The sequence below is a fragment of the Nocardia sp. NPDC059228 genome, from assembly GCF_042754245.1.
Classification (GTDB): domain Bacteria; phylum Actinomycetota; class Actinomycetes; order Mycobacteriales; family Mycobacteriaceae; genus Nocardia.
This window is the reverse complement of sequence record NZ_JBHZAL010000001.1, coordinates 762,402-785,831: the sequence shown is the minus strand read 5'-3', so window position 1 is coordinate 785,831 and position 23,430 is coordinate 762,402. Positions and strand designations below refer to the sequence as shown.

At 68.6% G+C, this 23,430-nt stretch carries 16 protein-coding genes and 1 pseudogene; 9 read left to right on the top strand and 8 right to left on the bottom strand.

All coding sequences use genetic code 11. From position 1 onward, the window contains the following. Positions 1-32: 32 nt before the first annotated feature. The gene (locus ACFXKA_RS03350) at positions 33-1,610 is read right to left on the bottom strand and encodes an ArnT family glycosyltransferase (protein ID WP_379425740.1); all 1,578 of its coding nucleotides are present in this window, start codon (positions 1,608-1,610) and stop codon (positions 33-35) included. A gap of 243 nt (positions 1,611-1,853) precedes the next feature. On the opposite strand from ACFXKA_RS03350, the gene ACFXKA_RS03345 reads away from it, so the two are divergent. From ACFXKA_RS03345 to ACFXKA_RS03330, 4 genes are all read left to right on the top strand, one after another. Continuing rightward, positions 1,854-2,618: an alpha/beta fold hydrolase gene (locus ACFXKA_RS03345; protein ID WP_379425738.1), complete on the top strand. Its 765-nt coding sequence runs from the start codon at positions 1,854-1,856 to the stop codon at positions 2,616-2,618. 24 nt (positions 2,619-2,642) lie between these two features. Next, the gene (locus ACFXKA_RS03340) at positions 2,643-3,203 is read left to right on the top strand and encodes a YdeI family protein (RefSeq protein WP_379425736.1); all 561 of its coding nucleotides are present in this window, start codon (positions 2,643-2,645) and stop codon (positions 3,201-3,203) included. Next, positions 3,200-4,198 carry a sucrase ferredoxin gene (locus tag ACFXKA_RS03335; RefSeq protein ID WP_379425734.1) on the top strand — a complete coding sequence of 333 codons (999 nt, stop codon included), beginning with the start codon at positions 3,200-3,202 and terminating at the stop codon, positions 4,196-4,198. Before ACFXKA_RS03340 ends, ACFXKA_RS03335 begins: the two co-directional genes overlap by 4 nt. A gap of 364 nt (positions 4,199-4,562) precedes the next feature. Further along, on the top strand, positions 4,563-5,717 hold the full coding sequence (locus ACFXKA_RS03330) for a serine/threonine-protein kinase (protein ID WP_379425733.1): 1,155 nt from the start codon (positions 4,563-4,565) through the stop codon (positions 5,715-5,717). A 17-nt stretch (positions 5,718-5,734) separates the two neighbouring features. Here ACFXKA_RS03330 and ACFXKA_RS03325 read toward each other — a convergent pair whose 3' ends face one another. Together ACFXKA_RS03325 and ACFXKA_RS03320 are read right to left on the bottom strand one after the other, a co-directional pair. Beyond that, positions 5,735-6,376 (bottom strand): response regulator transcription factor, encoded by a 642-nt coding sequence (locus ACFXKA_RS03325; RefSeq protein ID WP_040855660.1) that lies wholly within the window; start codon positions 6,374-6,376, stop codon positions 5,735-5,737. 62 nt (positions 6,377-6,438) lie between these two features. Then, a complete protein-coding gene (locus tag ACFXKA_RS03320; protein ID WP_379425732.1) occupies positions 6,439-7,737 on the bottom strand; it encodes a PspC domain-containing protein in 1,299 nt (432 codons plus the stop codon). Positions 7,738-7,995: 258 nt separating this feature from the next. On the opposite strand from ACFXKA_RS03320, the gene ACFXKA_RS03315 reads away from it, so the two are divergent. The 4 genes and pseudogenes from ACFXKA_RS03315 to ACFXKA_RS03300 all read left to right on the top strand — a co-directional run. Then, on the top strand, positions 7,996-10,761 hold the full coding sequence (locus tag ACFXKA_RS03315; protein ID WP_379425731.1) for an AAA family ATPase: 2,766 nt from the start codon (positions 7,996-7,998) through the stop codon (positions 10,759-10,761). A 211-nt stretch (positions 10,762-10,972) separates the two neighbouring features. After that, positions 10,973-12,340, top strand: a complete 1,368-nt coding sequence (locus ACFXKA_RS03310) for a dihydrolipoyl dehydrogenase family protein (protein ID WP_379425729.1) — start codon at positions 10,973-10,975, stop codon at positions 12,338-12,340. A 128-nt stretch (positions 12,341-12,468) separates the two neighbouring features. Beyond that, positions 12,469-15,225, top strand: a complete 2,757-nt coding sequence (locus ACFXKA_RS03305; protein ID WP_379425727.1) for an ATP-binding protein — start codon at positions 12,469-12,471, stop codon at positions 15,223-15,225. A 145-nt stretch (positions 15,226-15,370) separates the two neighbouring features. After that, positions 15,371-15,484 (top strand): annotated as a pseudogene (locus ACFXKA_RS03300) (SDR family oxidoreductase); the annotation flags it as partial. Between the two features lie 40 nt (positions 15,485-15,524). Here the strand turns inward: ACFXKA_RS03300 and ACFXKA_RS03295 are convergent. Then, positions 15,525-16,310, bottom strand: a complete 786-nt coding sequence (locus ACFXKA_RS03295; RefSeq protein ID WP_379425725.1) for an SDR family NAD(P)-dependent oxidoreductase — start codon at positions 16,308-16,310, stop codon at positions 15,525-15,527. A 28-nt stretch (positions 16,311-16,338) separates the two neighbouring features. After that, the gene (locus ACFXKA_RS03290) at positions 16,339-17,139 is read right to left on the bottom strand and encodes an alpha/beta hydrolase (RefSeq protein ID WP_379425723.1); all 801 of its coding nucleotides are present in this window, start codon (positions 17,137-17,139) and stop codon (positions 16,339-16,341) included. 205 nt (positions 17,140-17,344) lie between these two features. On the opposite strand from ACFXKA_RS03290, the gene ACFXKA_RS03285 reads away from it, so the two are divergent. Beyond that, the gene (locus ACFXKA_RS03285) at positions 17,345-18,346 is read left to right on the top strand and encodes a LysR family transcriptional regulator (RefSeq protein ID WP_379425721.1); all 1,002 of its coding nucleotides are present in this window, start codon (positions 17,345-17,347) and stop codon (positions 18,344-18,346) included. A gap of 3 nt (positions 18,347-18,349) precedes the next feature. Here the strand turns inward: ACFXKA_RS03285 and ACFXKA_RS03280 are convergent, their stop codons facing one another. The 3 genes from ACFXKA_RS03280 to ACFXKA_RS03270 form a co-directional block, all read right to left on the bottom strand. Then, the gene (locus ACFXKA_RS03280) at positions 18,350-19,072 is read right to left on the bottom strand and encodes a hypothetical protein (RefSeq protein WP_379425720.1); all 723 of its coding nucleotides are present in this window, start codon (positions 19,070-19,072) and stop codon (positions 18,350-18,352) included. A 438-nt stretch (positions 19,073-19,510) separates the two neighbouring features. Continuing rightward, complete coding sequence (locus tag ACFXKA_RS03275; protein WP_379425719.1) at positions 19,511-20,395, bottom strand: alpha/beta fold hydrolase; 885 nt, start codon at positions 20,393-20,395, stop codon at positions 19,511-19,513. A 200-nt stretch (positions 20,396-20,595) separates the two neighbouring features. After that, entirely contained in the window at positions 20,596-23,352 is a 2,757-nt protein-coding gene (locus ACFXKA_RS03270) for an ATP-binding protein (RefSeq protein ID WP_379425717.1), read from the bottom strand. Positions 23,353-23,430 lie beyond the last annotated feature (78 nt).

The following is a 23,430-nucleotide window of genomic DNA, read 5'->3' as shown; positions in this document are numbered from 1 at the left end:
GGTGCTGCTCAAATGCGCTGCGGCGGTGCTGCTCAAATGCCCAGCGGCAGGCGCAGATCCATCATGGTGGGCCAGAGTTCGGGCCACGGATGCACGGGTTCACGGCAGACCGCGATGGCGATATCGCTGTTCACGCCGGGGAATCCGTTCGGAATGTTCAGGTGCGCGCGGACTGTCACCTCGCCGAACTGCCGCCGCAGGGTGGGTTCGGCGCTGTCGAGGCCGACGTAGAGGATGGCGTCGGTGTCCGACGGCGGCGGGCCGAAGTAGCCGAAGCCGCGGTTGGGGCTGTAGACGGGCGGCAGGTCGTAGTCGCGCCCGAAGTTCTGGATCGCGGCCGCCTGCCAATAGTTCTGGGCGATGATCGCTTTCGGGCGTTCCGCCTCCGGGAGCTGCCGGTAGGCGTCGGCGACCTTCGCGGTCAGATCGGACCATCCCGAGGAGCCGAAAATGCTGGTCCGCATGGCGAAGTCGGCCTGGTTCCGGATGGCGCCGTGCACGCGGGAGGGCGGCTGCGGCAGGGTGGCCACGAGCGCGGCGATGATGGCCAGCGACAGCACCACGATCGGCGGCGCGACGACCCGCAGCAATCGGCCGCCGCGATCGTTCACCGAGTAGGGCAGCGAGGCCGCGCCGATGCCGAACAGCACGGGCAGGAATCCCGCTGTGTAGTAAGGCCGTCCGTGCCCGACGAGGACGACGAGCACCAGCAGCGCCGAGGCGACGAGCATGAAAAGGTAGGGCCGCAGCCAGCGTTGCCGGGCCAGGCACCAGAAGGCCCAGCCGGCGAGCAGCCCGCCCAGCAAACCGGTCAGTCCGATCATCTGCGGCATGCACGCGAGCGGCCCGCCGCCGGCCGCGTCCTGCTCGGCGCCGATCACCTTGCTCATGGCCAGCGCCGGCCAGCCGTGCGTGTGCTGCCACCACAGACCGGGCACCGCGGAGACCGCGAAGATCGCCGCGCCCTGCCACAGCGCGGGCCGCCACAGCAGCTGCCGCGGTCCCGCGACGAGCACGCCCGCGCCCAGGCACAGCAGGATCGTGGGGATGAACCATTTGACCTGCAGATCGATGGCGGCGACGAGGCCGAGCGCGATGAGCAGACGGTCGTCGCGGGTGCGGATCCAACGGATCAGCAACCAGATGACGGCGGCCTGCAGGGTGGCGTCGAAGGAGAAGGTGCTCAGCTGGACGGCCTGGGTCGCGGCGAGTGGCGAGACCCCGTAGGCGGCGGCCGCGAGCAGTTGCGCGGTGCGCGAGCCGCCCAGTTCGTAGGCGACCGCGGCACTGATCACCACTGCGGCCGCGGTCATCAGGACCGCCGGCAATCGCAACACGGGCGCCGAGCCGGGCGCCACGGCGTCGGCCAGGTGGGCCATCAGCGGTATGAGCACGCCTTGGTCGGCGTAGGTGATGCTGCGGTGCGCGCCCGCGGCGACGAAATACAGTTCGTCGCCGAAGAAGTCGTAGCGCAGCGTGGGGACGGCGAGAAAGGCCCCGCTGAGTGCGGCTAGTAGAAGGACCCACGCCGTAGCGAAGGTGGGCCGCGGCGGGCTCGGTTCCTGGAGATCCTGGAGATCGACCGCGGGGGCGGCAGCATTGAGAACCATATTTCCCCGGCAGAAAAGCTATTGGTGAATCGGGCAATGACGCTACCGTCACGGTTGACCGATTATCGACAATGTGAAAGTGATCTATTTCACACGCTGTAGCAAGCGGATATCACGCCAGGATGTGCAGGGTTTCGCCATCATTCGCCATCGGAATGAATAGGCAACCGAATCGGTAATTCGATATGGCGCTGCGCACAAACTGGGGCGCCACCCGGACCCCGATCCGTACTCTGGACCATCGTGGAGTCAGCGGTCACCCGGGTCGAGTTCGAAGACGTCCGGATCGCCTACCGGGATTCCGGCGCGACGGGCGGGCATCTCTACAGCGACACACCCGTGGTGCTGGTGCACGGCATGGGCGGGGACGGGCACACCTGGGATCGATTCGCCGCCCAGCTGGTACGGCGCGGACGCCGGGTGATCATTCCCGACCTGCGCGGGCACGGACGCAGCGGCCACACCGCCTCCTACCGATTCCCGGAGTTCGGGGCCGACCTGCTGCGGCTGTGCGATCGGCTCGGACTGGAAACGGCGGATCTGGTCGGGCACTCGCTCGGCGGATACGCCATCTCGTGGCTGGCGATGGAACGCCCGGAACTGGTGCGGCGCTTGGTGATCGAGGAACAGCCGCTGCCGCTGCGCTCCGGCGACGAGCAGATCCGGTTCACGCGCAGGCTGCCGTCGATCCCGGAACTGTGGCACGCCACCACCAGCATCATCCGGCATCCGCGCGCGGTGCTGGCCTTCGATCGCTCCATGACCGGGGTGGCGCTCGAACAGTTCCGCAAGCCGTATCCGGAGTGGTGGGAGGGGTTGTCCGACATCACCGCGCCCACGCTGTTCCTGCGCGGCGGGCCCGGCGGCATGGTGGACCCGGACAAGCTCGAGCAGGTGCGCGTGAGCCTGCCCGATTGCACGATTCGCGCCTTCGGGTGCGGGCACAGCATCCACCGCGACCGCTACCACGAGTTCGAGGCCGAAGTGCTCCCCTTTCTGGGGCACTGAGCTGGCGGAATCTACAGTTGAACGGTGTCCGCATCCGAGCGTCCCACGCTGTGGTTTCCCGACGAGCAGTCGTTCCGGGACTGGCTGTCGGCCAATCACGCAGCGGTGGACGGCATTTGGCTGAAGTTCGCGAAGAAGGGCTCCGGGTACGCCTCGCTGGACTATGACGGCGCGCTGCGGCAGGCCCTGTGCTTCGGCTGGATCGACGGGCAGTCCAAGAAGCTCGACGAGGACTTCTTCATCATGGGTTTCACGCCGCGCCGCCCGCGCAGCCAGTGGTCGCAGCGCGATGTCGGCCTGGTGGACGAACTGATCGCGACCGGGCTCATGCATCCGGCCGGGCAGGCCGAAGTGGACCGGGCCAAGGCGGACGGCCGCTGGCACAATGCCGTCGGCGGAGATCTGCCGGAGGACTTCCTGGCCGCGCTGGCCCGGCATCCGGAGGCGGCGGCCTTCTTCGAAACGCTGCCCGCGCAGTCGCGCATCGCGGTCGGCTACCACCTGGGCAGCGCGGCGCGGCCGGAGGCGCGAGCGCGGCGGCTGGCACAGGTGATCCGGAAGCTGATCGACGGGAAGCCATTGTGACGGGGTTCGAGGGATTGTCGTGTTCGGCTGCGGCGCTGGAGGTTCCGCTACCCGGAAGCGCGACCCACATCACCGGCTGGCTGTGCGTCGAGCAGCCCGGGGCGTGGGGCCGCGATGTGATCGGCGACGAGGTGCTCGGGCCCGACATCACGCCCGAACTGGCGGCGCGCACCAAGGCGGCGCACGTCCGGCCGACCCTGATCCGGCGGCCCGGGCGCCAGGAATTCACGGGTGTGCGAACGGTTCTGCTCGCCAGTTCGCGGCCGGAGGGATCCTGGTGCGAGCGCCTCGAGATCAGTGACCTGCGTGAGCTGCTGGATCTGGACCTGCACCTGCTCAACGGCCCGGCCCCGGGAATCGGTGCGGCCGTGACGAATCCGCTGGTCCTGGTCTGCGCGCACGGCAAACGCGATCAGTGCTGCGCGTTGCTGGGCCGCCCCATCGCCGCGAGCCTGTCGGCCGCCCATCCCGACCGGGTGTGGGAGTGCTCGCACACCGGCGGCCACCGCTTCGCCCCCGCCGTCATCGTCCTCCCCACCGGACTCACTTACGGCCGCCTGGACGAGGATTCGGCCCACGCCATGCTCGCCGCCGCCGACAAGGGCGAGGTCTCGCTCACCGGGTTGCGCGGCCGCAGCTGCTACACCCCGGTCGAGCAGGTCGCGGAAGTCGCTGTCCGCCAGCGCATCGCGGACGCCTCCTACACCCTGACCACCCCGCTCCTCGACGACAGCGGGCTGACGACCACCGTCCCCGGGGACGCCGATCCGACCGCGGGCATCGACGACCTCACCGTCGAACCGGCCCCGCACGACATCGAATACGCCACCGACCCGGCCACTTTCGCGGGCGCGGCCCGGGTCACCCATCGCGATGGGCGCAGCTGGCTGGTCACCACCCGCACCCTCGCCTACTCGCCTCGCCAGGCCAGCTGCGGCGCCGCCCCGAAACCCGCCACCGCAGTGGAGGTCGACCATATAAGGCAATCCGCGTGACGGCCGGCACGCGAATTGCAGGTTCGGAATTCGAGTTCACTCGGTAGCGTGCGACGTGTTCACGAATACGGCGAGCCATCGAGTCCGAAGCCACAAAAAGAAACCCCCGAAAAATAGGGGCGGGCCTCTTCACTGCACATTGTGATAAGAGGCGAGTCCGCGCGAACCTCTGCCGCGGCGGCGGTGACTGTCGCCGTTTGGTCAGTTTCGTCCGGTAAGCCAGAAGCCCCGCAAGATTCTCTCCAGGCCGGGCGCGCGGGTGCCGAGAAGCGAAACGCGCTGTGTCCGTATGGGTCTGGAAGAAATACCCAGGTCTGCACCCGGATGCCCAGCAAACCCCGGGTTTCGAAGCAGGCCAGTCAGGATGGTTTTCCGCTACCCTGCACCCGTGACCGAACGCGCCCGTCCCATTGTCGGCCCCGACTATCTGGTGGCCGGCCGCTACCGCCTGCAGTCGAAGCTGGGTGGTGGTGGCATGGGTGCCGTGTGGCTGGCGACCGATCGGCTGCTGCACCGCGATGTCGCTATCAAGCAGGTCCTCACGACGCAGGGGCTCAACGAGGAGGAGGCGCAGGAGGTCCGCAGCCGGATCATGCACGAGGGGCGGGTGGCGGCCAAGCTGTCGCACGAGCATGCCATCGCCGTGTACGACGTGGTGCTGGAGGCCGGTGAGCCCTGGCTGGTAATGGAGTATCTGCCCTCGCGCAGTGTGGCCAAAGCCCTTGCGCTGGTGGATCAGCTGTCCCCGATCGAGGTGGCGCAGATCGGCGCGCAGGTGGCGGACGCGCTGGCGACCGCGCACGCCGCCGGCATCGTGCACCGCGACATCAAGCCGGGCAATATCCTGGTCGCCGATCGCGGCGACGAGGTCGGCAAGGTCAAGCTCAGCGACTTCGGCATCTCCAGCGGCGCCAACGACGCCGCCGAGGAGATCGGTGACGTCATCACCGGCACCCCGGCCTACCTGCCGCCGGAGGTCGCGCGCGGCGCCCGCCCCACCACCGCCAGCGACGTATTCTCGCTCGGCGCAACGCTGTACACCGCCATCGAGGGGCGGCCGCCCTACGGCTTCGACGAGGACAGCGATGTCATCGTGGAACGCGCCGCCATGGCCCAGATCACTCCGCCCGCCCGCAGCGGCCCGCTCACCGAGGTGCTGCTGCACATGATGGAGCCGGCCCCGCAGCGCCGCCCCACCATGACCGAGGCGCGCAACGAAATCCTCACCGCCGCCTTCGGTCCCGGCACCGCGCCCTACATCCTGGGCGCGCCGGTCCGCACCGAGGACGGAACGATCCCGGCCTGGGCGGCCCGCAATTCCGCCGCCGGGCTGCGCAGCCCGCACTCCAGCCCGCTCCCCCGCCCGCAGCGGCAGGCGGCCGCGGCGCCGGCCGCCCCGCAACCCAAGTCGAAGGGTTTCGACCTGAGCGCCCTGGGCCCGAACGCGGGCCCGCTCGCCGTGGCGATCGGCCTGCTCATCGGCCTGCTGATCATCGTCGTGGTTCTGGTTGTGCTGTAGCGACTCTCGAAGTCTCGTCAGTCGATGCGGCGCCGGTGCGCCCAGCGGGTGAGGGCGTTCCGGTTCGACTGCTGGGTCTTGCGCAGCACGTTCGACGCGTGCGTCTCGACCGTCTTCACCGAGATGAACAGGGTCTCGGCGATCTCGCGGTAGGTGTAGCCGCGTGCCAGCAGGCGCAGCACCTCGAGTTCGCGCGGGGTCAGTGAGTCCAGTTCCGGGTCCAGCGGGGGCTCGGGCACCGGCGACTTGCCGGTGAACGAGTCCAGCACGAAGCCGGCCAGCCGCGGTGAGAACACCGCGTCGCCACCGGAGACCCGGCGGATCCCGTCGGCCAGTTCCGGCCCCGAGATGGTCTTGGTGACGTACCCGCGCGCGCCCGCCCGGATCACCGCGATCACGTCCTCGGCCGCATCGGAGACGCTGAGCGCCAGGCACACCGGTCCGGGGTCGATGCCCTGCAGCACCGCGACCCCGCCCCCGTCGGGCATGTGCACGTCCAGCAGCACCACGTCCGGCGCGGTCGTCTTGATCCCGGCGATGGCCTCGGCCACCCCGCCCGCCTCGCCGACGACCTCCATATCGGATTCGCGGCTCAGTTCCGCCCGCACCCCGGACCGGAACACCGCATGATCGTCGACCAGAAAGACCCGGACGCTCACCTAAGACTCCTCACCTGACGCCGAACCGAACCCTGAACCCCATCGGTACCACACTCCGCAGCTCACAGCTGGGTGACGTCTTCCGGGGTGTCGGTCTGCACCACCAACCGCTCGTCGCCACCGTCCTTGCGCGGCATGAAGATTCGCACCTCGGTGCCGTTGCCGGGCGCGGACTTGATCTCCACGTGCCCGCCGCGGCGTTCGATGCGGGCGTGGATGGATTTGGCCACGCCCTGCCGGTCCTTCGACACCGCGTCCGGGTCGAAGCCCTTGCCGCGGTCGCGCACGAAGACGCTCACCTGATGCGGCTCCACCTCGGCGTACAGGTCGATGGTCGGCACCCCGGCGTGCTTGGCGGCATTGACCAGCGCCTCCCGGGTGGCCCCCAGCAGCGCGGTGAAATGTTCCTTGGGCAGCCCGATTCCGCTGTCGTCGAGGTCCATGGACACGTCGCCCACGGTGACCGGGGTGACCTTCACTCCGTGCTGGTCCTCCACCTCGCCGGCGATGGTGCGCAGCGCGGCGGCCACGCTGGACTGCGCGGGCCCGGTGTCCTCGAACAGCCACTTGCGCAGCTCGCGTTCCTGACTGCGGGCCAGCCGCACCACTTCCTGCGGATCGCCGGCCTGCCGCTGGATCAGGGCCAGCGTCTGCAGTACGGAATCGTGCAGGTGCGAGGCGATCTCCTCGCGTTCGTCGTTGCGGATCCGCGCCGAGCGCTCGGCATTCAGCGCGCGCATCATGCGCAGCCACAGCGGCACGGTCAGCAGCCCGGCCCCGACCAGGGTCACCGCCACCGCCAGCAGCGCCGACCCCAGCGAACTGAGGTTGATCCGCCCCAGCACCACCACGCCCAGCCCGACCACGATGAGGGTGGCCCCGCCGACAATGCGCGCCCAGGTGACCACCGACGGTTTGGCGGGTAGCCCGATGACGGATCTCGGCCCGTCCGCGTCGAATTCGCGCCACACCAGCGCCGCGCCGACCGCCACCACGATGATCGGCCCCACCACATGCGCGGCCGTCCCGTTGAACACCCACGCGGTGGCGACCGCCAAAGCCATACCGAGCAGCGCCAATCCGATGGCCTGCCGCCGCTCCGACCCGGTCGGCGGAGCCGCGTCACCCCCGGCGGGCGTGAAGATCCACAGCATCCCGTAGGCCACGATCCCGGCCCCGGCCAGCGCGGACAGCAGCACGAAACCGATCCGCACCTTGAACACGTCGATCCCGAGATGATCGGCGAGCCCGCCCGCGACCCCGCCCACAATGCGCCCGCCGGTACGCCGCACCAGCTTGGGCTGGGTCACGGGAGTGACCGCCCCGCGGGCAGGGTCGTACAGAGGCGCGGCCGGATACATGGCTTCGATACTGGCACGGCCCGCTGACACCCGACATCAGGAAACACCCCGATTCGATCCCTGAGTGCGACGACAGGCCGCCGATAGCCCGCAGATCTTCTATGAGGCGTTCCAGCAGACCGACAACACCGTTGGTAAGGGTGTCATCTCGCGGCGGTGCGCCATGCGAAGCACGTAGCCGGCCAGTGTTTCATCAGGCAGGGGACCGTCCCGGCCGCTGGTGGGTTTGCCTGATTGCGGGGAGGATTCGGTACCGAGATGAGTGGCACAGGATCTTTCGGTACGCCCGGCATGGTGAATCGCCGGCGTGAGCGCGAAGTGTTGAAGGGACTGGTGGCGGCGGTTCGGGCCGGTGCGGGCAGAGTGCTGGTCGTCCGTGGCGAGCCCGGAATCGGCAAGACATTGCTGCTCGAACACGTGGCCGAATTGGCCGTGGGGTTCCGTGCGGTGCGAGTGACCGGTATGCAATCGGAAATGGAGCTGCCCTTCGCCGGCCTACATCAGCTCTGCGCACCGATGCTGGGCCGGCTCGATGCGTTGACCGCACCACAGCAGCACGCGCTGAGGGTTGCTTTCGGTCTTGCGGACGGGCCGGCCCCGGATCGTTCGTCGGTTGGCTTGGCCGTACTCGGCCTGCTGGCCGAGGTTTCTGGAGAATCGCCGCTGCTGTGCTTGATCGACGATCACCAGTGGCTCGATCAGGAATCCGCGCAGACGCTGGGTTTCGTAGCTCGTCGGCTCGCTGCCGACCCCGTCGGCATGGTGTTCGCGACCCGGGATCCGGGATCCGACCTGGCCGGACTGACCGAGCTGCCGGTGACCGGTCTGCACGATGAAGACGCCCGAAATCTGTTGGACTCGGTGCTGACCGGGCCGCTTGATCAGCGAGTCCGGGAGCAGATCGTGGCAGAAACCGGTGGCAATCCGCTAGCTCTGGTCGAACTGCCCCGAGGTCTGACTCCGGCTCGACTGGCGGGCGGATTCGGCCTGCCCGGCGTCATGTCGGTTCCGGAGCGGATCGAAGCCGGCTTCCGAGAGCAACTCGAGGCGCTACCCGCGCGAAGCCGTCAGCTGCTGCTGCTGGCTGCCGCAGATCCCTCTGGGGATGTGAGTCTGGTCCGGCGAGCGGCGGAGCGCTCGCGTATCCCTTTCGAAGACGCCGCGACCGCGGCGGCGGGGCTCGCGGAGTTCGAGGGTCGGGTGCGGTTTCGTCATCCGCTGCTGCGCTCGGCGGCGTACCGGTCGATCTCGCCCGAAGAACGGCAGGCCGCCCATCTGGCACTGGCCGAGGTCACCGATCCCGTCGCCGATTCCGACCGGCGGGCCTGGCATCGCGCCCACGGTGCAGCGGGGCCGAACGAGGACATCGCAGCCGATCTCGAGCGATCGGCTGAACGTGCCCGCGCCCGAGGTGGGCAGGCCGCCGCCACAGCCTTCCTTCAGCGAGCGGTGCTCATGAGCGTCGACCCGGTGCGACGCGTGGAACGCATTCTGGCGGCGGCGGATTCGGCCCTGCAGGCAGGCGCCTTCGGAACGGCCACGGATCTGATGGCGATGGCCGACATGACAGTGCACGACGACCAGCAGGCGGCGCGAATCGAGCTGTTGCGCGCGCACATTCGATTCGCCTCCGGCCTCGGCGGCGACGCGCCATCGCTGCTGCTCGCCGCCGCCAGGCGTCTGGAACCTCTCGATCGTGATCTGGCCCGTGACACTTACCTGACCGCGTGGATGGCGGCGATCTTCGCCGGCAGATATGCAACGGGGGCCGGGATTGTGGAAATATCCACCGCCGCACAGGAATTGCCGCCGCAAATGGCCGGGTCCGACCTTCCCGGCTCGATCCTGTCCGCTCTGACCGAGTGGGTTACCGCTGGTCCGGCGGCCGCGGCACCAGCACTGCGGCGGATCGTGGATACCTTCTCCGGCACGGAGATCGACACCGCTGAACGCCTCAGATGGGGCTGGTTCGCGCAGGCCACGGCCAGCGCCCTCTGGGACGTCGGCACGTGGCGTACCCTGCTCACCCGCCAGGTTCGACTCGCCCGGGAAGTGGGTGCTCTGGATCAGCTGCCTGTCACCCTGGGAGCGTTGGGAGTCGCGACCGCGTGGGCCGGGGACTTCCAGGCCGCGACCGCGCTGGTGACCGAATCCGACACCATCAGCGAGGCAACCGGCACCCAGGTCGCGCCCTTCTCCGCGGTGGTTCTGGCCGCCATGCGCGGCAACGAGGACGACGCGTCGCGACTGATCGAAACCACTGCGACCACCGCTCGCGTGCAGCGGCAGGGCGTGGCCGAAGCCTGCGCCAATTGGGCGGGTTCGATTCTGAACAATGGCCTTTGCCGCTATGACAGGGCGCTGACGATGGCCACCGAAGCCGCCCTGGATGCGCCGGGTCTGTACATCTCGCTATGGGCTCTACCGGAACTGATCGAGGCGGCCACTCGCACCGGAGATCCGAAGGCCGCCCGCGATGCCTTCGATCGGCTCACGCAGAGCACCCAGGCAGCTCGGACCGATCTCGGCCTGGGTATCGAGGCGCGGTCGCGCGCTTTGCTCAGCGCCGGTCCCGAAGCCGAGAAGCTCTACCGGGAAGCGATAGACCGCCTCGGCCGCACCGGCATGCGCGCCGACTTCGCCCGTGCCCGACTGCTGTTCGGCGAGTGGCTGCGCCGGGAGAACCGCCGCCAGGACGCGCGCACCGAGCTGCGCGCCGCTCATGACCTGCTGTCCGCAATCGGTATGACAGCTTTCGCTGAACGTGCCGGTCGTGAACTTCTCGCCTGTGGTGAGCGCGCCCGCAAACGTACGGTCGAATCCGGCGGCACGCTCACCGATCAGGAAGCCCTCATTGCTCGCCTGGCGGCTGACGGGCGGACCAACCCCGATATCGCCGAGCACATGTTCATCAGCGCCCGCACTGTCGAATGGCATCTGCGAAAAGTGTTCGCCAAGCTCGGTATCGGCTCGCGACGCGAACTGAAGGCGGCCCTGGCCGCGATCGACCCGGGGCTGGAGTGAGGCCTCCGCCACCCACTCAGGCGTGATCGGGGCAGTGTCCAGGGGAACTGCCAGGGGGAAACACAGGTGCGAGCCCGGCCGGGTGGAGCAGATTCTGGACCGAGGCAGCAATCCGCACGAGAGGAGCAACGGCGATGGGTACTCGATCCAACCGGTCCGAGACCTTCAACCAGCAGCCGGGTCGGCGCGAAGACGAGCAGGGAGTGGGAGCGTGAAGGACTACGACGTCATCATCCTCGGCGGCGGCTCGCCCGGCGAGCACTGCGCGGGCGAACTGGCCGACGGCGGATTGCGGATCGCCGTGGTCGAACGCGATCTGGTCGGCGGCGAGTGCTCGTATTGGGCTTGTATCCCGTCCAAAACGTTGTTGCGTCCCGGCGAAGCTGTCCAGCAGGCGCGGGAAGCCCAGGCGCGCGCGGAGATCGACGTAGCGGCTTCGCTGGCCTGGCGAGATTTCATGGTGTCGAACTACTCCGACACCAGCGCCGAAGGCTGGCTGTCGAGCAAGGGCATCGACCTGATCCGCGGCGCGGGGCGGCTTGCCGGACACGGTGTCGTCGAGGTCGCGGGTATGCGCTACACCGCCGATCACATTGTCATCGCGACCGGTTCGGAACCGAACTTGCCATCCCTTCCCGGGCTGGCCGAATTGCCAGACGTGTGGACCAACCGCGAGGCGACGAGCCTGACCGCCATTCCGCGTCGGCTGCTTGTTCTCGGTGGCGGGCCTGTCGGCGTGGAAATGGCGCAGGCCATCCGCAGACTGGGCGCGGAGGTCGTGCTGGTCGGTGGTAGCACCCACCTGTTGCCGCGCGAACCCGCACCGCTCGGCGAGGGTCTCGCCGAGGTGCTGAACCGCGATGGCATCGAGGTCGTGCTCGGCGTGCGCGCCACCGCGGTGCGTCGCGACGGCGCGGACTTCGTGCTGAGCCTCGGAGACGGCACCGAACGGCGCGGCGATCGGCTACTGGTGGCCACCGGCCGCAAACCCCGCGTCGACGGAATCGGGCTGGAGACAGTCGGTATCACGGCCGAGGCGACCGGCATTCCCGTCGACTGCAGTCTGCGCGCCGCGGACGGCGTGTGGGCCATCGGTGATGTCAACGGCGTGCGTCTGCTCACCCATGTGGGCAAGTACCAGGGCGAGGTCGTTGCGTCCAATATTCTGGGCGAACCCCGCGAAGCCGACTACCGGGCCATTCCGAACGTCGTATACACCGATCCGCAGGCAGCGTCGGTCGGCGTGGTCCAGGACAGGTTCAGTGCGACGGTCCGGCTGGCCGACGTGGCCAAGACCGCCACCTTCACCCGGTCCTACGCCGAGACTTCCTGGTTTCTGACGCTGCTGAGCGACGGCGAACGTCTGACCGGCGCCTACGCACTCGCGCCCGAGGCCGGCGAATGGCTGCAACAGGCCACCCTGGCCATCCGAGCGCAGGTCCCGCTCCGCGTCCTGCGTGATGTGGTGCAGCCCTTCCCGACCTTCTCGGAAGCGTACGTGGCAGGGCTGAAGGAATTGCGTACCAAAATCACCGAAGCCCGGGTGCCGAGCCTGATCAATCGACACCCCCAGCGATAACTCAGGCATCGCTGGGAACCGATTGCCAGGTCATACGGCCGACGACGGCCGGAACCCCGAGCGGTTGTGATCGTTCGCGAGATCGTGCGACCATCGAATCCCTTCCGGCGGAGAATGGTTCGAGGTCGATGGTTGCTCCGGAGCTAGGTCGCTCGACGAGCCTGGTCGGTCGCGCCGCCGAGCTCGAGACGTGCAGTGACCTGCTCGAAGCCGTGAGCACCGGGGAAAGCCGGGCACTGGTGCTCAACGGTGATCCCGGGGTGGGCAAATCGGCATTGCTCGACCAGCTCACGAGCCAGGCGACCGATTGCCAGGTATTTCGCGTCGTCGGTGTGCAGTCGGAAATGGAACTGGTCTTCGCGGGCCTGCATCAGCTCTGCGCGCCCATGCTCGACCGGGTGAACGCGCTGCCCGATCCGCAGCGCGACGCGCTCCGGGCCGCGTTCGGGCTCTGCGAAGGGCCCGCACCGAAGCCGTTCCTGATCGGACTGGCGGTGCTCGGACTGCTGGCGGAGACGTCCGCGGAACGACCGGTGCTGTGTGTGGTGGACGATTTCCAGTGGCTGGACCGGGCATCGGCCCAGACGCTGGGCTTCGTCGCCCGCAGGCTCGCCGCCGAATCGGTCGGGCTGGTCTTCGGCACCCGCGGCCTCACCGCCGAGCTGGCAGGTATTCCGGAGTTGCCGCTGCGCCCGCTGTCGTACGAATTCGCCCGGGCGCTACTGGATTCCGCGCTGACCGGGGCCATGGATGTCCGAGTGCGGGACCAGATCGTGACCGAGACCGGCGGCAACCCGCTCGCGCTGCTGGAGTGGGTGCGCAGCGCCACCCCGCACGGGCTGGCCGGCGGGTTCGGCCTGCTGACGGTGTCGGCGCTGTCGAATCGCATCGAGGACGGGTTCCGCCTGCAGCTGGCGGCGATGCCGGCACACACGCAGCGGTTGCTGCGGCTGGCGGCCGCCGATCCGTCGGGGGATGCCGCGCTGGTGTGGCGGGCCGCCACGACGCTCGGCATCCCATTCCATGCCGCGACACCCGCGGTGGAGTCGGGGCTCGCTGAGTTCGGTGCCCGGGTGTGGTTTCGGCATCCGCTGTTGAGGTCGGCGATCTATCGGTCCGCGTCGATCCCGGAGCGGCACGACATCCATGTGGCTCTGGCCGAAGCGACCGATCCGAAGCGGGATCCCGATCGCCGGGCATGGCATCGCGCTCAGGCCGCGACCGCACCCGATGAGGACGTCGCGGCAGAACTCGAGCGGTCGGCCGCTCGCGCGCAGGCCCGCGGCGGACCCGCCGCGGCCGCAGCGTTCCTGGAACGGGCCGGGCTGCTCTCGGCGGACGCGAGCAGGCGTGGCGAGCGGTTGCTGTCGGCCGGACAGGCCAATCTGCTTGCCGGCAACTACGCCGCAGCGCTGAGACTGCTGGCGAATGTCGAAGCCGGGCCGTTGAATCCGTTGCAGCGGGCCACCGCCGATCTTCTGCACGGCCAGGTGGCGTTCGCGTCGGGGATGGGCAGTGCCGCTCCGTCCCTGCTGCTGCGGGCGGCGACACGGCTGCAGCGATTCGATATCGACCAGGCTCGCGAGATCTACCTGACGGCGTGGATAGCCGCGTTCTTCGCCGGCAACCCGGTGTCCGGGGGTGGTCTGCCCGAGGTGTCGCACGCCGCTCGGGACCTGCTACCTCGCTCCGACCGGCCAGGCAAGCCCGAGCTGGTTCTGGACGCCCTGTCGTCGATGGTGGTGGAGGGTCTCGCGGCTGCCGCGCCGGCCATGCGGGTGGCGGTGGAGCTCTTCGCTCACACCGGCAATTCGGAGGACGAGGTGCTGCGATGGAGTTGGTTCGCCCATCCGGTGGCCATCGCGCTATGGGATCACGACGCGTGGCGGGCGATCCTCGAACGCTACGTCGAAAGTATCCGGGCGGCAGGGGCTCTGGACATGATGCCCATCGTGCTCTCGAGCCTCGCCACGGTCAAGGCTTGGTCGGGTGACTTCGCGGCGACGACGGCTTTGATGGCCGAATCGGACGCGATCTGCCAGGCCACCGGGTCTCCCGCGGCCGCACTCCCTTCGATTCTGCTCGCCTGCTTCCGCGGTGATCGATCCGTCGCCGAACCGCTCGTACAACCGGTGATCGACGATGCCCGAGCCACCGGCAACGGCTGCACGCTGATTTGGGCGCAATGGGTGATTGCGGTGCTGTACAACGGTCTCGGCCAGTACCGGCAAACGATGGACGTGACACAGTCGGCCACGGAGAGCACAGGGCATTACGTCCTGGCGCACTGGCCGTTGCCCGAGGTTGTCGAGGCCGCCTGCCGAACCGGTGACACTGATCGCGCGAACACGGCGCTGGCGCTGCTCGAGGAATCCGTGCGTCCCGGCAGCACGGAAGCCGGGCTGGGCTTGCTGGCGCGGTCCCGGGCGCTGGTGAGCGGTGGCGAGGCCGCGGACGCGCTGTACCGCGAAGCGATCGACCGGCTCGGCCGGACCTGCCTGCGCCCCGAACTCGCTCGCGCGCACCTGCTCTACGGGGAATGGCTGCGCCGGGCCGGTCGCCGCGTTGACGCACGGGCCAAGCTGCGAACCGCCTACGAGATGCTCGCCGCGATGGATATGGGCGCCTTTGCCGAGCGCGCCCGCCGTGAATTGCTGGCCACCGGTGAACGGGTCCGCCGACTCGGCACCGAGCAGACCGACCCGCTCACCGCGCAGGAGACACTGATCGCGCAGCTGGCCCGTGACGGCCGGACCAACCCCGAGATCGGTGCGCAGCTGTTCATCAGCGCGCGCACGGTCGAATGGCATCTGCACAAGGTCTTCGCGAAACTCGGGATCGCCTCCCGCCGTGAGCTGGCCGATGCCCTTCCTGTGGCCGACTGAGGGCGAAATCGACTCCAATGCAACTGCATTCGGATGAGTGCGAAGCTTCGCTCTCCTCAGCGGCGTCGATCGACCCCGGCGAGAAGTTCGGTCACACGGCTGTGTCAGTTCAGCCGTTCGATGATCATGGGGCAACCCGACCGGTCGCATCGCGGATCCTCGGGAGATCGGCAAGGCTGCCGTGTTCCTGTCCAGCGACGCGTCGAGCTTCATCACCGGTGTCGAGTTGTTCGTCGACGGCGGGATGGCCCAGGTGTGATCCACTCCGGCCACAGGGCGGAGCTCTGGGCGCGGAAGCCTCAGGTGGTCGTGAGCAGGCCGCCGTCGATCACGAAGTCCGAGCCGGTGATGTTCGCGGCGCGTGGGCTGGCGAGAAAGACGGCGAGGTCGGCGATTTCGTCAGGGCGGGTGAATCGTCCGGTGACCGATGCAGCCGCAGCGGACTGGGCGACGGCATCAGCCTCGTCGCCGGTGGCGTCGGCGATCGCCTGGGCGACACCGGCGTCGCCCAGCCAGAGGTCCGTGGCGACGGGTCCGGGGCTGATGGTGTTGACCCGGATGCCGTTGGGGCCGAGTTGTTTCGAGAGCGACTTCGCGGTGTTGGTGAGGGCGGCTTTCGCGGCGCTGTAGTCGATCACCGCGGGATCGGCGAGCGTGGAATTGACCGAACTGATCATGACGATGCTGCCTTGGCCCGCGCCGAGCATGGCGGGCAGTACGGCGCGGGTGGTGCGGATCGCGGCGAGCAGATCGAGTGTGAGCGTGTCCAGCCAGTCGTCATCGGTGACGTCGAGGAAGCCGGTCAGCCTCGGAGTGACCCTGCCGACGTTGTTGACCAGAATGCTTGTGTCGCCGAACTTCTCGGCGGCGGCGGCCAAGTCGATGGCGCCCTGGGGTGTGGACAGGTCGACCTCGATGGGGTGCACCCGGCCGCCGTCGGCAATCGCATGCAACTCGTCGCCGGTGTGGCGGGCACCGGCCACCACGATCGCGCCTTCCTCGACGAGGGCCCGGGTGATGGCCAAACCGATACCTCGACTCGCGCCGGTGACTACCGCGAGCGCGTCGGTGAGCCCGAGATCCATGGGGATCCTCCTCAGTCCGGTGGGTTGTTCACAGGCCCTGGTCGGCCAGCCAGGCGAGCACGGCGTCGGCGACATCTTTCCAGCCGCTGTCCACGGTGAGGGAATGGCCGCGGCCCTCGAATTGGCGCAACTCGGTGACCGCGGTGGAGTCGCGGTACTGCTTCAGTGTGGACCGAGTGACCACATCGGGCACCGTGTGGTCCTCGAGACCCGAGATGAGCAGCAGTGGCCCCCGGTCCGCGTTGCCGGTGTTCACCTTTGCCTGCGAATGCAGTACGAAGTTGGCGGCGGCGGCTTGGAACAGCGGGCGGGCCGGTGAGGGAATGGTCCAGCGCTCGAACAATTCGTCGGATTCCTGCTCGGACACCGCATTCCCGAATCCGAACCGGAATTCCTTGCTGGTCAGGGAGACCGCCTTGTGCAGGTTGGCCGGGTTGCCCAATGCCGGCAGGCCCGCGCGCAGCTGCGCGAGGGGCAACGGCAGCACTCCCTTGATCTGGGCTGGATCGATCGCCACTCCGGCGATGCCCCGTCCCTCGCCCAGGAGCTTCTCGGTGATCAGGCCGCCGAAGGAATGGCCGACAATGATCGGCGCGGCGGGCAGGGAGTCGATGATCTCGGCGAAATGCGCTGTGGCATCGTCGATTCCGACGTTGGCGACCGCCTCCGGATGCTCGCGCGCGGAGGCGACCGTATCGGGCTCGCCCGGCCAGCCGGGCGCGATCGGGGCGTATCCGGCAGCGCGGAAGTGTTCGACCCAAGGGCTCCAACTGGTGGCGTGCAGCCACAAGCCGTGAATGAAGACCACCGGGGTAACAGACTGCGGCATCTCGATCCCTCTCTGCGCGAACCTTCGAATCGGCGGTACCGGCGGTTCGGCCGCGCATCGGCCGGCGCTCACGGCCTCTACCGAGTCCAACACCGCGCCGGGGCGGATGTCCAAGTCATATCGGACCCGGATCGATAACCGAAACGGCATACTTGCGGGCGAGCATGCTTGCGAGGCAGTGGGGACCGATGAGTGAGGGCGGATTGTGGACCTGGACCTGCGCCGATTGCGGTACTTCGTCACCGTCGCCGATGAGCTGCACTTCGGACGTGCCGCGGCGAAGCTCTATATCAGCCAACCGGCCCTGTCGAAGCAGATTCGCAAACTCGAGGATCAGCTCGGCGGCCGATTACTGGAACGGGACAGCCGCCATGTGACGCTGACCGCGCACGGACACCGAGTGCTCTCCGACGCTCGGGAGATGATCGCCCTGGCCACACGCATCGGCGAACAGCCCATCGAGCCCGGAACGGTGCGCATCGCCCACATCTTCGAGCTGCAGACCAGCCGAATCGTCGCGGACGCGTTCGCTGCGGCCTACCCCGGCGTCCAGCTCGTCGAGCGCTCCCTGGACAGCCTGCGGCAGTTGGACGCGCTGCTGGACAAACGGCTCGATGTCGCGATACTGCGTGTCACGGCCGCGATGGTCGCGCGGAATCCGACCGGCTGGCAATTTCATCGCTTGCGTCTCGAGCCGATGTTGCTGGTCGGCCGCCCGGGCGATCCGCCGAAGGCCTCGGTATCCCTGTTCGAACGCCCCGTGGAGGTCTTCGCCGACACACCCGCATCCGGGCTGTACAACGCGCACGGCGACTATCTCACGACCTTCGAACGCGCCACCGGGATGTCGATGCGATGGTTGGGCAACCCCGGCACCTTCGGACACTGCTCGGCCGCCGTGCACCGTGCCACCGACGCGGGCTATATTCTCGAATTCGAAAGCTACGCAGCACGATACGCAGAGTCCGGAATACCGATTCACCATCCCGCGGAGCTGCAGCCGTACTACCCCTGGTGCATCGCCTGGCGAGACGAACCACACAGCGCAGCCGTGGCGAACTTCCTGCGAATCGCTGAACACACCGCCCGGCAGCACCACTGGCACCTACCACCCCACCATCCGGCGAAACCCTGGGTGCCTCCCGACGACCCTACGGACTCGTCCCAAGCCGTGGCCGCGACCACCGCGCCGCGGCCGCGGCCGTGAGGGTCAGCTGACCTTCACATTGTCGAGGTCGATCGAGACCAGCACCGGATCTTCGATGCGGTGCCCGGTCACGTCACGGCCGTAGACGACACGCTTGGTGGGCAAGACGATGCCCTCGACCGTCAGAAAGTCGGTCGAGTAATGGGCGGCAGGCGAATTCGCCGAGATCTCGACGGAGTAGTCGCGTCTGCGGATCAGGCCGTCGGCGTCGATGTAGAGCACCTGGTTCGGGCTGTGGGTGGCGATGGTGTCCGGGTACCGCACACCCAGTCGCCGCCAGGTCTCGCCCTGCTCGTGCCAGGCCCCCAGCTGTTCGGTGTACACGCCGGGCAGGGTGAGCGAATAGGGCTCGGACAGGTAGGTCCACATCGCGTAGCCCGAGAAATAGGCCAATTGCAAGGTCGACCAAGGGGTTTCCAATACGTGCCCGGCGAACGAGTTGCGCGGCGTGATCAGTTCCTCGACTGTCCGGGGCGCGGGGTCGTCCGTTTCGATCGCGACGCGGTCAGTGCTGAACGACATTCGAATGTCGGGCGTGGACGCCGGCCGGAGCCAGGTGCGCTGTTCGTGCAGCCTGATCTCGACGGTCGAATCGTTGATGATTCCATCGACGCCCTTCAGCGCCCACAACACCCCACCGACGCGCTGATGCACCGAGATGGCGTCGATCCGCCGCCAGCGCTCGACACCGCCGTACGCGCCGATCACATCGTCGAGTAGATCCATGACCATCGCTCCTTGTCTCGCCCCGCGGGAACGTCCCGCGGCATAAACCACGGTCCGCCAATCCGGTCGTGCTTCGCGCCCGTGATCACCCCTGGCCCGTGACCCGTGCGGTTCGAGCCAGGGATCGTCGATTCACGGCGTACGAGCCCGGTCGGGCCGTATCTGCCGGTGAACCTGCCTCGATAGGCCGCGCCGTCCCCGGCCGGCGTACAGGGATCGTGCTTGCCGTTCAGGCGTTTTCCGCGGCCGGAGACAGGTGTGGGTGGAGCGGCCGTGCGCTCGGCGGTCGTGCGCGACGGCCCGGAATCCGTCCGCCGCAACGAGATTCGCCTGGGTGTCCCGCACGTCACCTTCCGAGCAGGAGGAGTTGGTTCCACATCCTCCGGATACACGAACGCCCCGCACGAGAACTCGGGCGGGGCGAACATGGTGGGGCGGTTATCGACCCGCGGAGTTGGCGGCATCGATGATGAGGTCCGTGACCGCTTTGGCCTGGGAGAACATGGGGACGTGCGAGCTGTCGACTTCCACGGTCGTGCTGTGGGCGCGATCGGCCTCGAAACGCTCGAGGTCGGCACTGAGCGCCAGGTCCTGGCGGGCGATGAGCGACCAGGACGGAATGGTGTGCCACGCGGCGGCGGTCGGAACCGAGGAGAACGCCGCGGCGTCGGTCGGTCGCTGCTGGGCGGCGATCACGCGGGTGAGGTCGGCCGGGACGTCGGCGGCGAACACGTCGCGGAACTTGTCGGGGTTGACCGTCAGCTGGGTGCCCGTGCTGCCGTCGGCGTTGGTGTAGTTCGTCGGCACCAGCGCGGGACCGAGCTGCGACGTCGTGGCCCGCGCCACCAGCGCGCTGATCTGCTCGCCGGTGTCCGGGATCAACGCGGCGATATACACCAGTGCTTTCACCTTGGGATTACCCTCGGCGGCCTGCGAGATGACGGCTCCTCCGTAGGAGTGCCCGACGAGCACGATCGGCCCCTCGATGGGGGCGATGGTGGAGCTCAGCCGCGCGGCGTCCTGCGCCAGGCCCTCGAGCGGATCGGCGGCGGCGATGACCGTGTACCCGGCCCGCTGCAGCGATTCGGTGACCTTCTGCCAGCTCGAGCCGTCGGCGAAAGCACCGTGCACCAGCACGATGGTCGGCTTGACGGGCTTCGGCTTGCCGGGACCGTCAGGGGAGTCGAGGCGTCCGCCGGCGGGCAGGACGACGGACGGACCGGCGGCCTCCGAGACAGGCCCGGAAGCCCAGATCGGTGTCGCCGTGAAGGCGGCGACCAGCACGGCCATGAAGCCGACGGCATAGCGGGGGTTGCTGAACATTGTGGTTCTCCAGTTCGAAGCCGATGTCCCAGCCCGGTGTGGCGGTGACTCGATCAGCGTCACGCCGCCGGGTACCGGCTCGCGCCCGGGAGAATCCCTGGTGCCGACCCCGGCCCAGCACTCGACCAGTGGTGCCAGGGTGCCGGGCAGGACCGTCGCTCGAGGCTGGCGCCGCCATCGGATCCGGCGCCCGGCCCGGTCTATCGGGCGCGCTGAGCAAGGGCGCTCGCGAGTTCGCGGCGGGAACCGATGTCGAGCTTCGTGAATACCTTGCGTAGATGCCACTCCACTGTGCGTGCGCTGAGGAACAATTGGGCGCCGATCTCCGGGTTGGTGCGGCCGTCGCGGGCGAGCCGGGCGATGAGCGCCTCCTGATCGGTGAGCGCGTCCGCCTGATCGACCTGGCGGCGGCGAACGCGTTTGCCGGTGGCCAGCAGTTCGCGACGAGCGCGCTCGGCGAACGCTCCGGTTCCGATGTCGGCGAACATGTCGTGGGCCGTGCGCAGATGCTCACGGGCATCGTCACGCAACCCTTCTCGATGCAGCCATTCGCCGTAGAGCAGATGCGCGCGCGCCAGTTCCGGGCGAAGCTCGGTGCGGGCCAGTCGTTCGATCGCCTCGCGGTAGAACTGCGCGGCCGCCGCACCGGTGGACGTCAACGCCCGGCAACGGGCCACGAGCCCGAGCCCCTCCTCGGTGCCACCCGGCAATGCGACCTGTACCAGCTGGTTCACCGCCGACGTGGCGAGCCCGGTTCGGCCGGTTCGCATCGCCGCCTCCACCAGTTCGGGCAGCGCCCAGTTGGCGACGAAGAGGTCCGGAGAGCTCTCCCGGGCGCGCACGGCCTCGGTGACGGCCTCGTCGTGATTGCCGAGTCCGTTGTGCAGCACCGCCATTGCCCACCCGCAGTAGGTGATGGCCAGGCCTTGCCCCGTAGCCTTCGCCACCTCGAGCATCGAGCGGACCAGGCCTTCGGCGCCGGCCCGGTCGCCACGCAGGCAAGCGAGGATGATCGGGGCGAAGGACCACGCACTGGCCCCGGTCGCCTGGCACACGGCTTCGGACTCGGCGATGATCGCGGCCGTCGCGGCGAAGTCTCCGGTCCACGCGGTGACCGTGCCGAGGGTCGACAATACGACCGGCAGCAGGTCGGCGGCCGCCGCGCAGCGGATGACCTCCGCGTTACGCTCCAGGATCCGCCGCCAGGCAGCGTGATCCCAGAGCGCGACGGCGGCCGCGTGCGCGAGCCAGCTCCACCGCAGCACGTCCTCGGGCGATTCGGTGGTGCCGTCGAAGGCATCGACCACTTCGCGCAGCACGGGCGCCGCGTGGGCCGCACCCGCGGTGATCGCCAGCGACAGCGCATGCAGGATCTGCTCGGGCCTGCCGGGACTGGCCGACCGTGGCAAACGCTGTGCGGCGCGGGATATTTCGGCCAGATTGCCGTCGAAGGCGAGTCCACCCGCGAAGACCGCCGCGATCCAGGCGGACAGAAACGTCTCGCGCGCCTGGCCCAGATCCAAGGCCGACAATCGGATCGCCGCGCGCAACAGTCGCCCCGGCGCGTCGTTGCCCGAGCCCGAGGCAAAGGCGATCTGCCCGCGCAACAGGTCCGCGCGCGCACGCTGGGACGGATCCAGCGGATCTACTTCCATGGTCGCCAGCAATCCGAGAGCCGAATCATATGATCCCGCTTGCAGATTCGCCTGCGCGGCCGCGAGCAGTCGTTCGACGCGATGCCGGGGATCCGCGGACAGCAGCCCGGCCCGTTCCAGGAAGGCCGCTGCGGCAGCGGGGCCGCCGCGCGCCTGGGCACGGGCGGCGGACCTCTCCAGATCCGCAGCGGCGGCGTCGTCTGGGCCCACGGTCGCACGGGCCCGGTGCCAGGCCCTGCGATCGGGATCGAGGGTCGGATCGGTTGCCTCGGACAACGCCCGGTGGATGTCACGACGATCGGAGTCGCTGGCCGACCGGTAGGCGACTGACCGCAGCAGCGGATGCCGGAACCAGACCCTCGTGCTGAATTCCGCGACCCCCGCTTCCACCGCGGGGGTCGCCGCCGACAGCCCGATACCCAGCGCCGACGCCGCCTTCCACACCAGCGCGGCATCGCCCGACGGGTCGGCGGCGGCCAGCTGGAGCAGTCGGCACGTGTCGTCGGGCATCGCGGCGAGTTGCCGGCGAAATCCGTCCTCGATTCGGCTGGACAACGTGACCGCGTCGGGCAGCCCGAAACCGCCGGCGAGGCGATGCCAGGTTGTTCCGCGTGCCCACTCCAGCATGGCCAACGGGTTGCCGCGGGTCTCGGCCACGATCTGGTCCCGTACCCGCGCATCCATCGATCCCGACATCGCGGACTCGAGCAGCGAGTGCGCGTCCCGGTCCGACAACCCGGTCACGGCGAGTTCGGGGATACCGGCCAATTCCTCTGCGGCGACTCGGGTTCCGAAGACCACCCCGACGCGCTCCGCGGCCAGCCGTCTCGCCACGAATCCGAGCACCTGGGCCGAGGCCCGGTCCACCCAGTGATGGTCGTCGACGACGCACAGCAGTGGCTGATCCTCGGCGGCCTCCGACAGCAAACCGAGGACCGCCAGCCCCACCATGAACGGCTTCGGCGCCGGCCCCTCACTCAGCCCGAATGCGGTACGCAGCGCATCTCCCTGGGGCGCGGGCAGTTTGCCCACCCGATCGAGCAGCGGGCCGCACAGCTGATGCAAAGCCGCGAAGACCAGTTCCATCTCCGACTGCATGCCGATCACGCGCAACACCCGCAGACCGGTTGCCCGGCTGGTGAGATTGTCCAGCAGTGCCGACTTACCTATGCCCGCGTCACCCCTGAGTACAAGGACCTGGCTCTCCCCGGCGCGCACGGCGTCGAGCAATCGAGTGAATGCCTCGCGCTCGCCGTCGCGACCGACGAGACCGCCGGCGCGGCCCGGCCGCATGGAACTCATTGCGAGAACTCCCCTTCGAACTGTGCGGTCCCCCTGTTGGACCACGTCACAGCCTGTCCGAGGAGCCCCGGTATTCGC

Excerpts from the sequence above, each read along its gene's own strand:
- ACFXKA_RS03350 (WP_379425740.1), bottom strand. The coding sequence starts at position 1,610 with ATGGTTCTCAATGCTGCCGCCCCCGCGGTCGATCTCCAGGATCTCCAG.
- ACFXKA_RS03330 (WP_379425733.1), top strand. The coding sequence starts at position 4,563 with ATGGTTTTCCGCTACCCTGCACCCGTGACCGAACGCGCCCGTCCCATT.
- ACFXKA_RS03320 (WP_379425732.1), bottom strand. The coding sequence starts at position 7,737 with ATGTATCCGGCCGCGCCTCTGTACGACCCTGCCCGCGGGGCGGTCACT.
- ACFXKA_RS03315 (WP_379425731.1), top strand. The coding sequence starts at position 7,996 with ATGAGTGGCACAGGATCTTTCGGTACGCCCGGCATGGTGAATCGCCGG.
- ACFXKA_RS03305 (WP_379425727.1), top strand. The coding sequence starts at position 12,469 with ATGGTTGCTCCGGAGCTAGGTCGCTCGACGAGCCTGGTCGGTCGCGCC.
- ACFXKA_RS03295 (WP_379425725.1), bottom strand. The coding sequence starts at position 16,310 with ATGGATCTCGGGCTCACCGACGCGCTCGCGGTAGTCACCGGCGCGAGT.
- ACFXKA_RS03290 (WP_379425723.1), bottom strand. The coding sequence starts at position 17,139 with ATGCCGCAGTCTGTTACCCCGGTGGTCTTCATTCACGGCTTGTGGCTG.
- ACFXKA_RS03280 (WP_379425720.1), bottom strand. The coding sequence starts at position 19,072 with ATGGATCTACTCGACGATGTGATCGGCGCGTACGGCGGTGTCGAGCGC.
- ACFXKA_RS03275 (WP_379425719.1), bottom strand. The coding sequence starts at position 20,395 with ATGTTCAGCAACCCCCGCTATGCCGTCGGCTTCATGGCCGTGCTGGTC.
- ACFXKA_RS03270 (WP_379425717.1), bottom strand. The coding sequence starts at position 23,352 with ATGAGTTCCATGCGGCCGGGCCGCGCCGGCGGTCTCGTCGGTCGCGAC.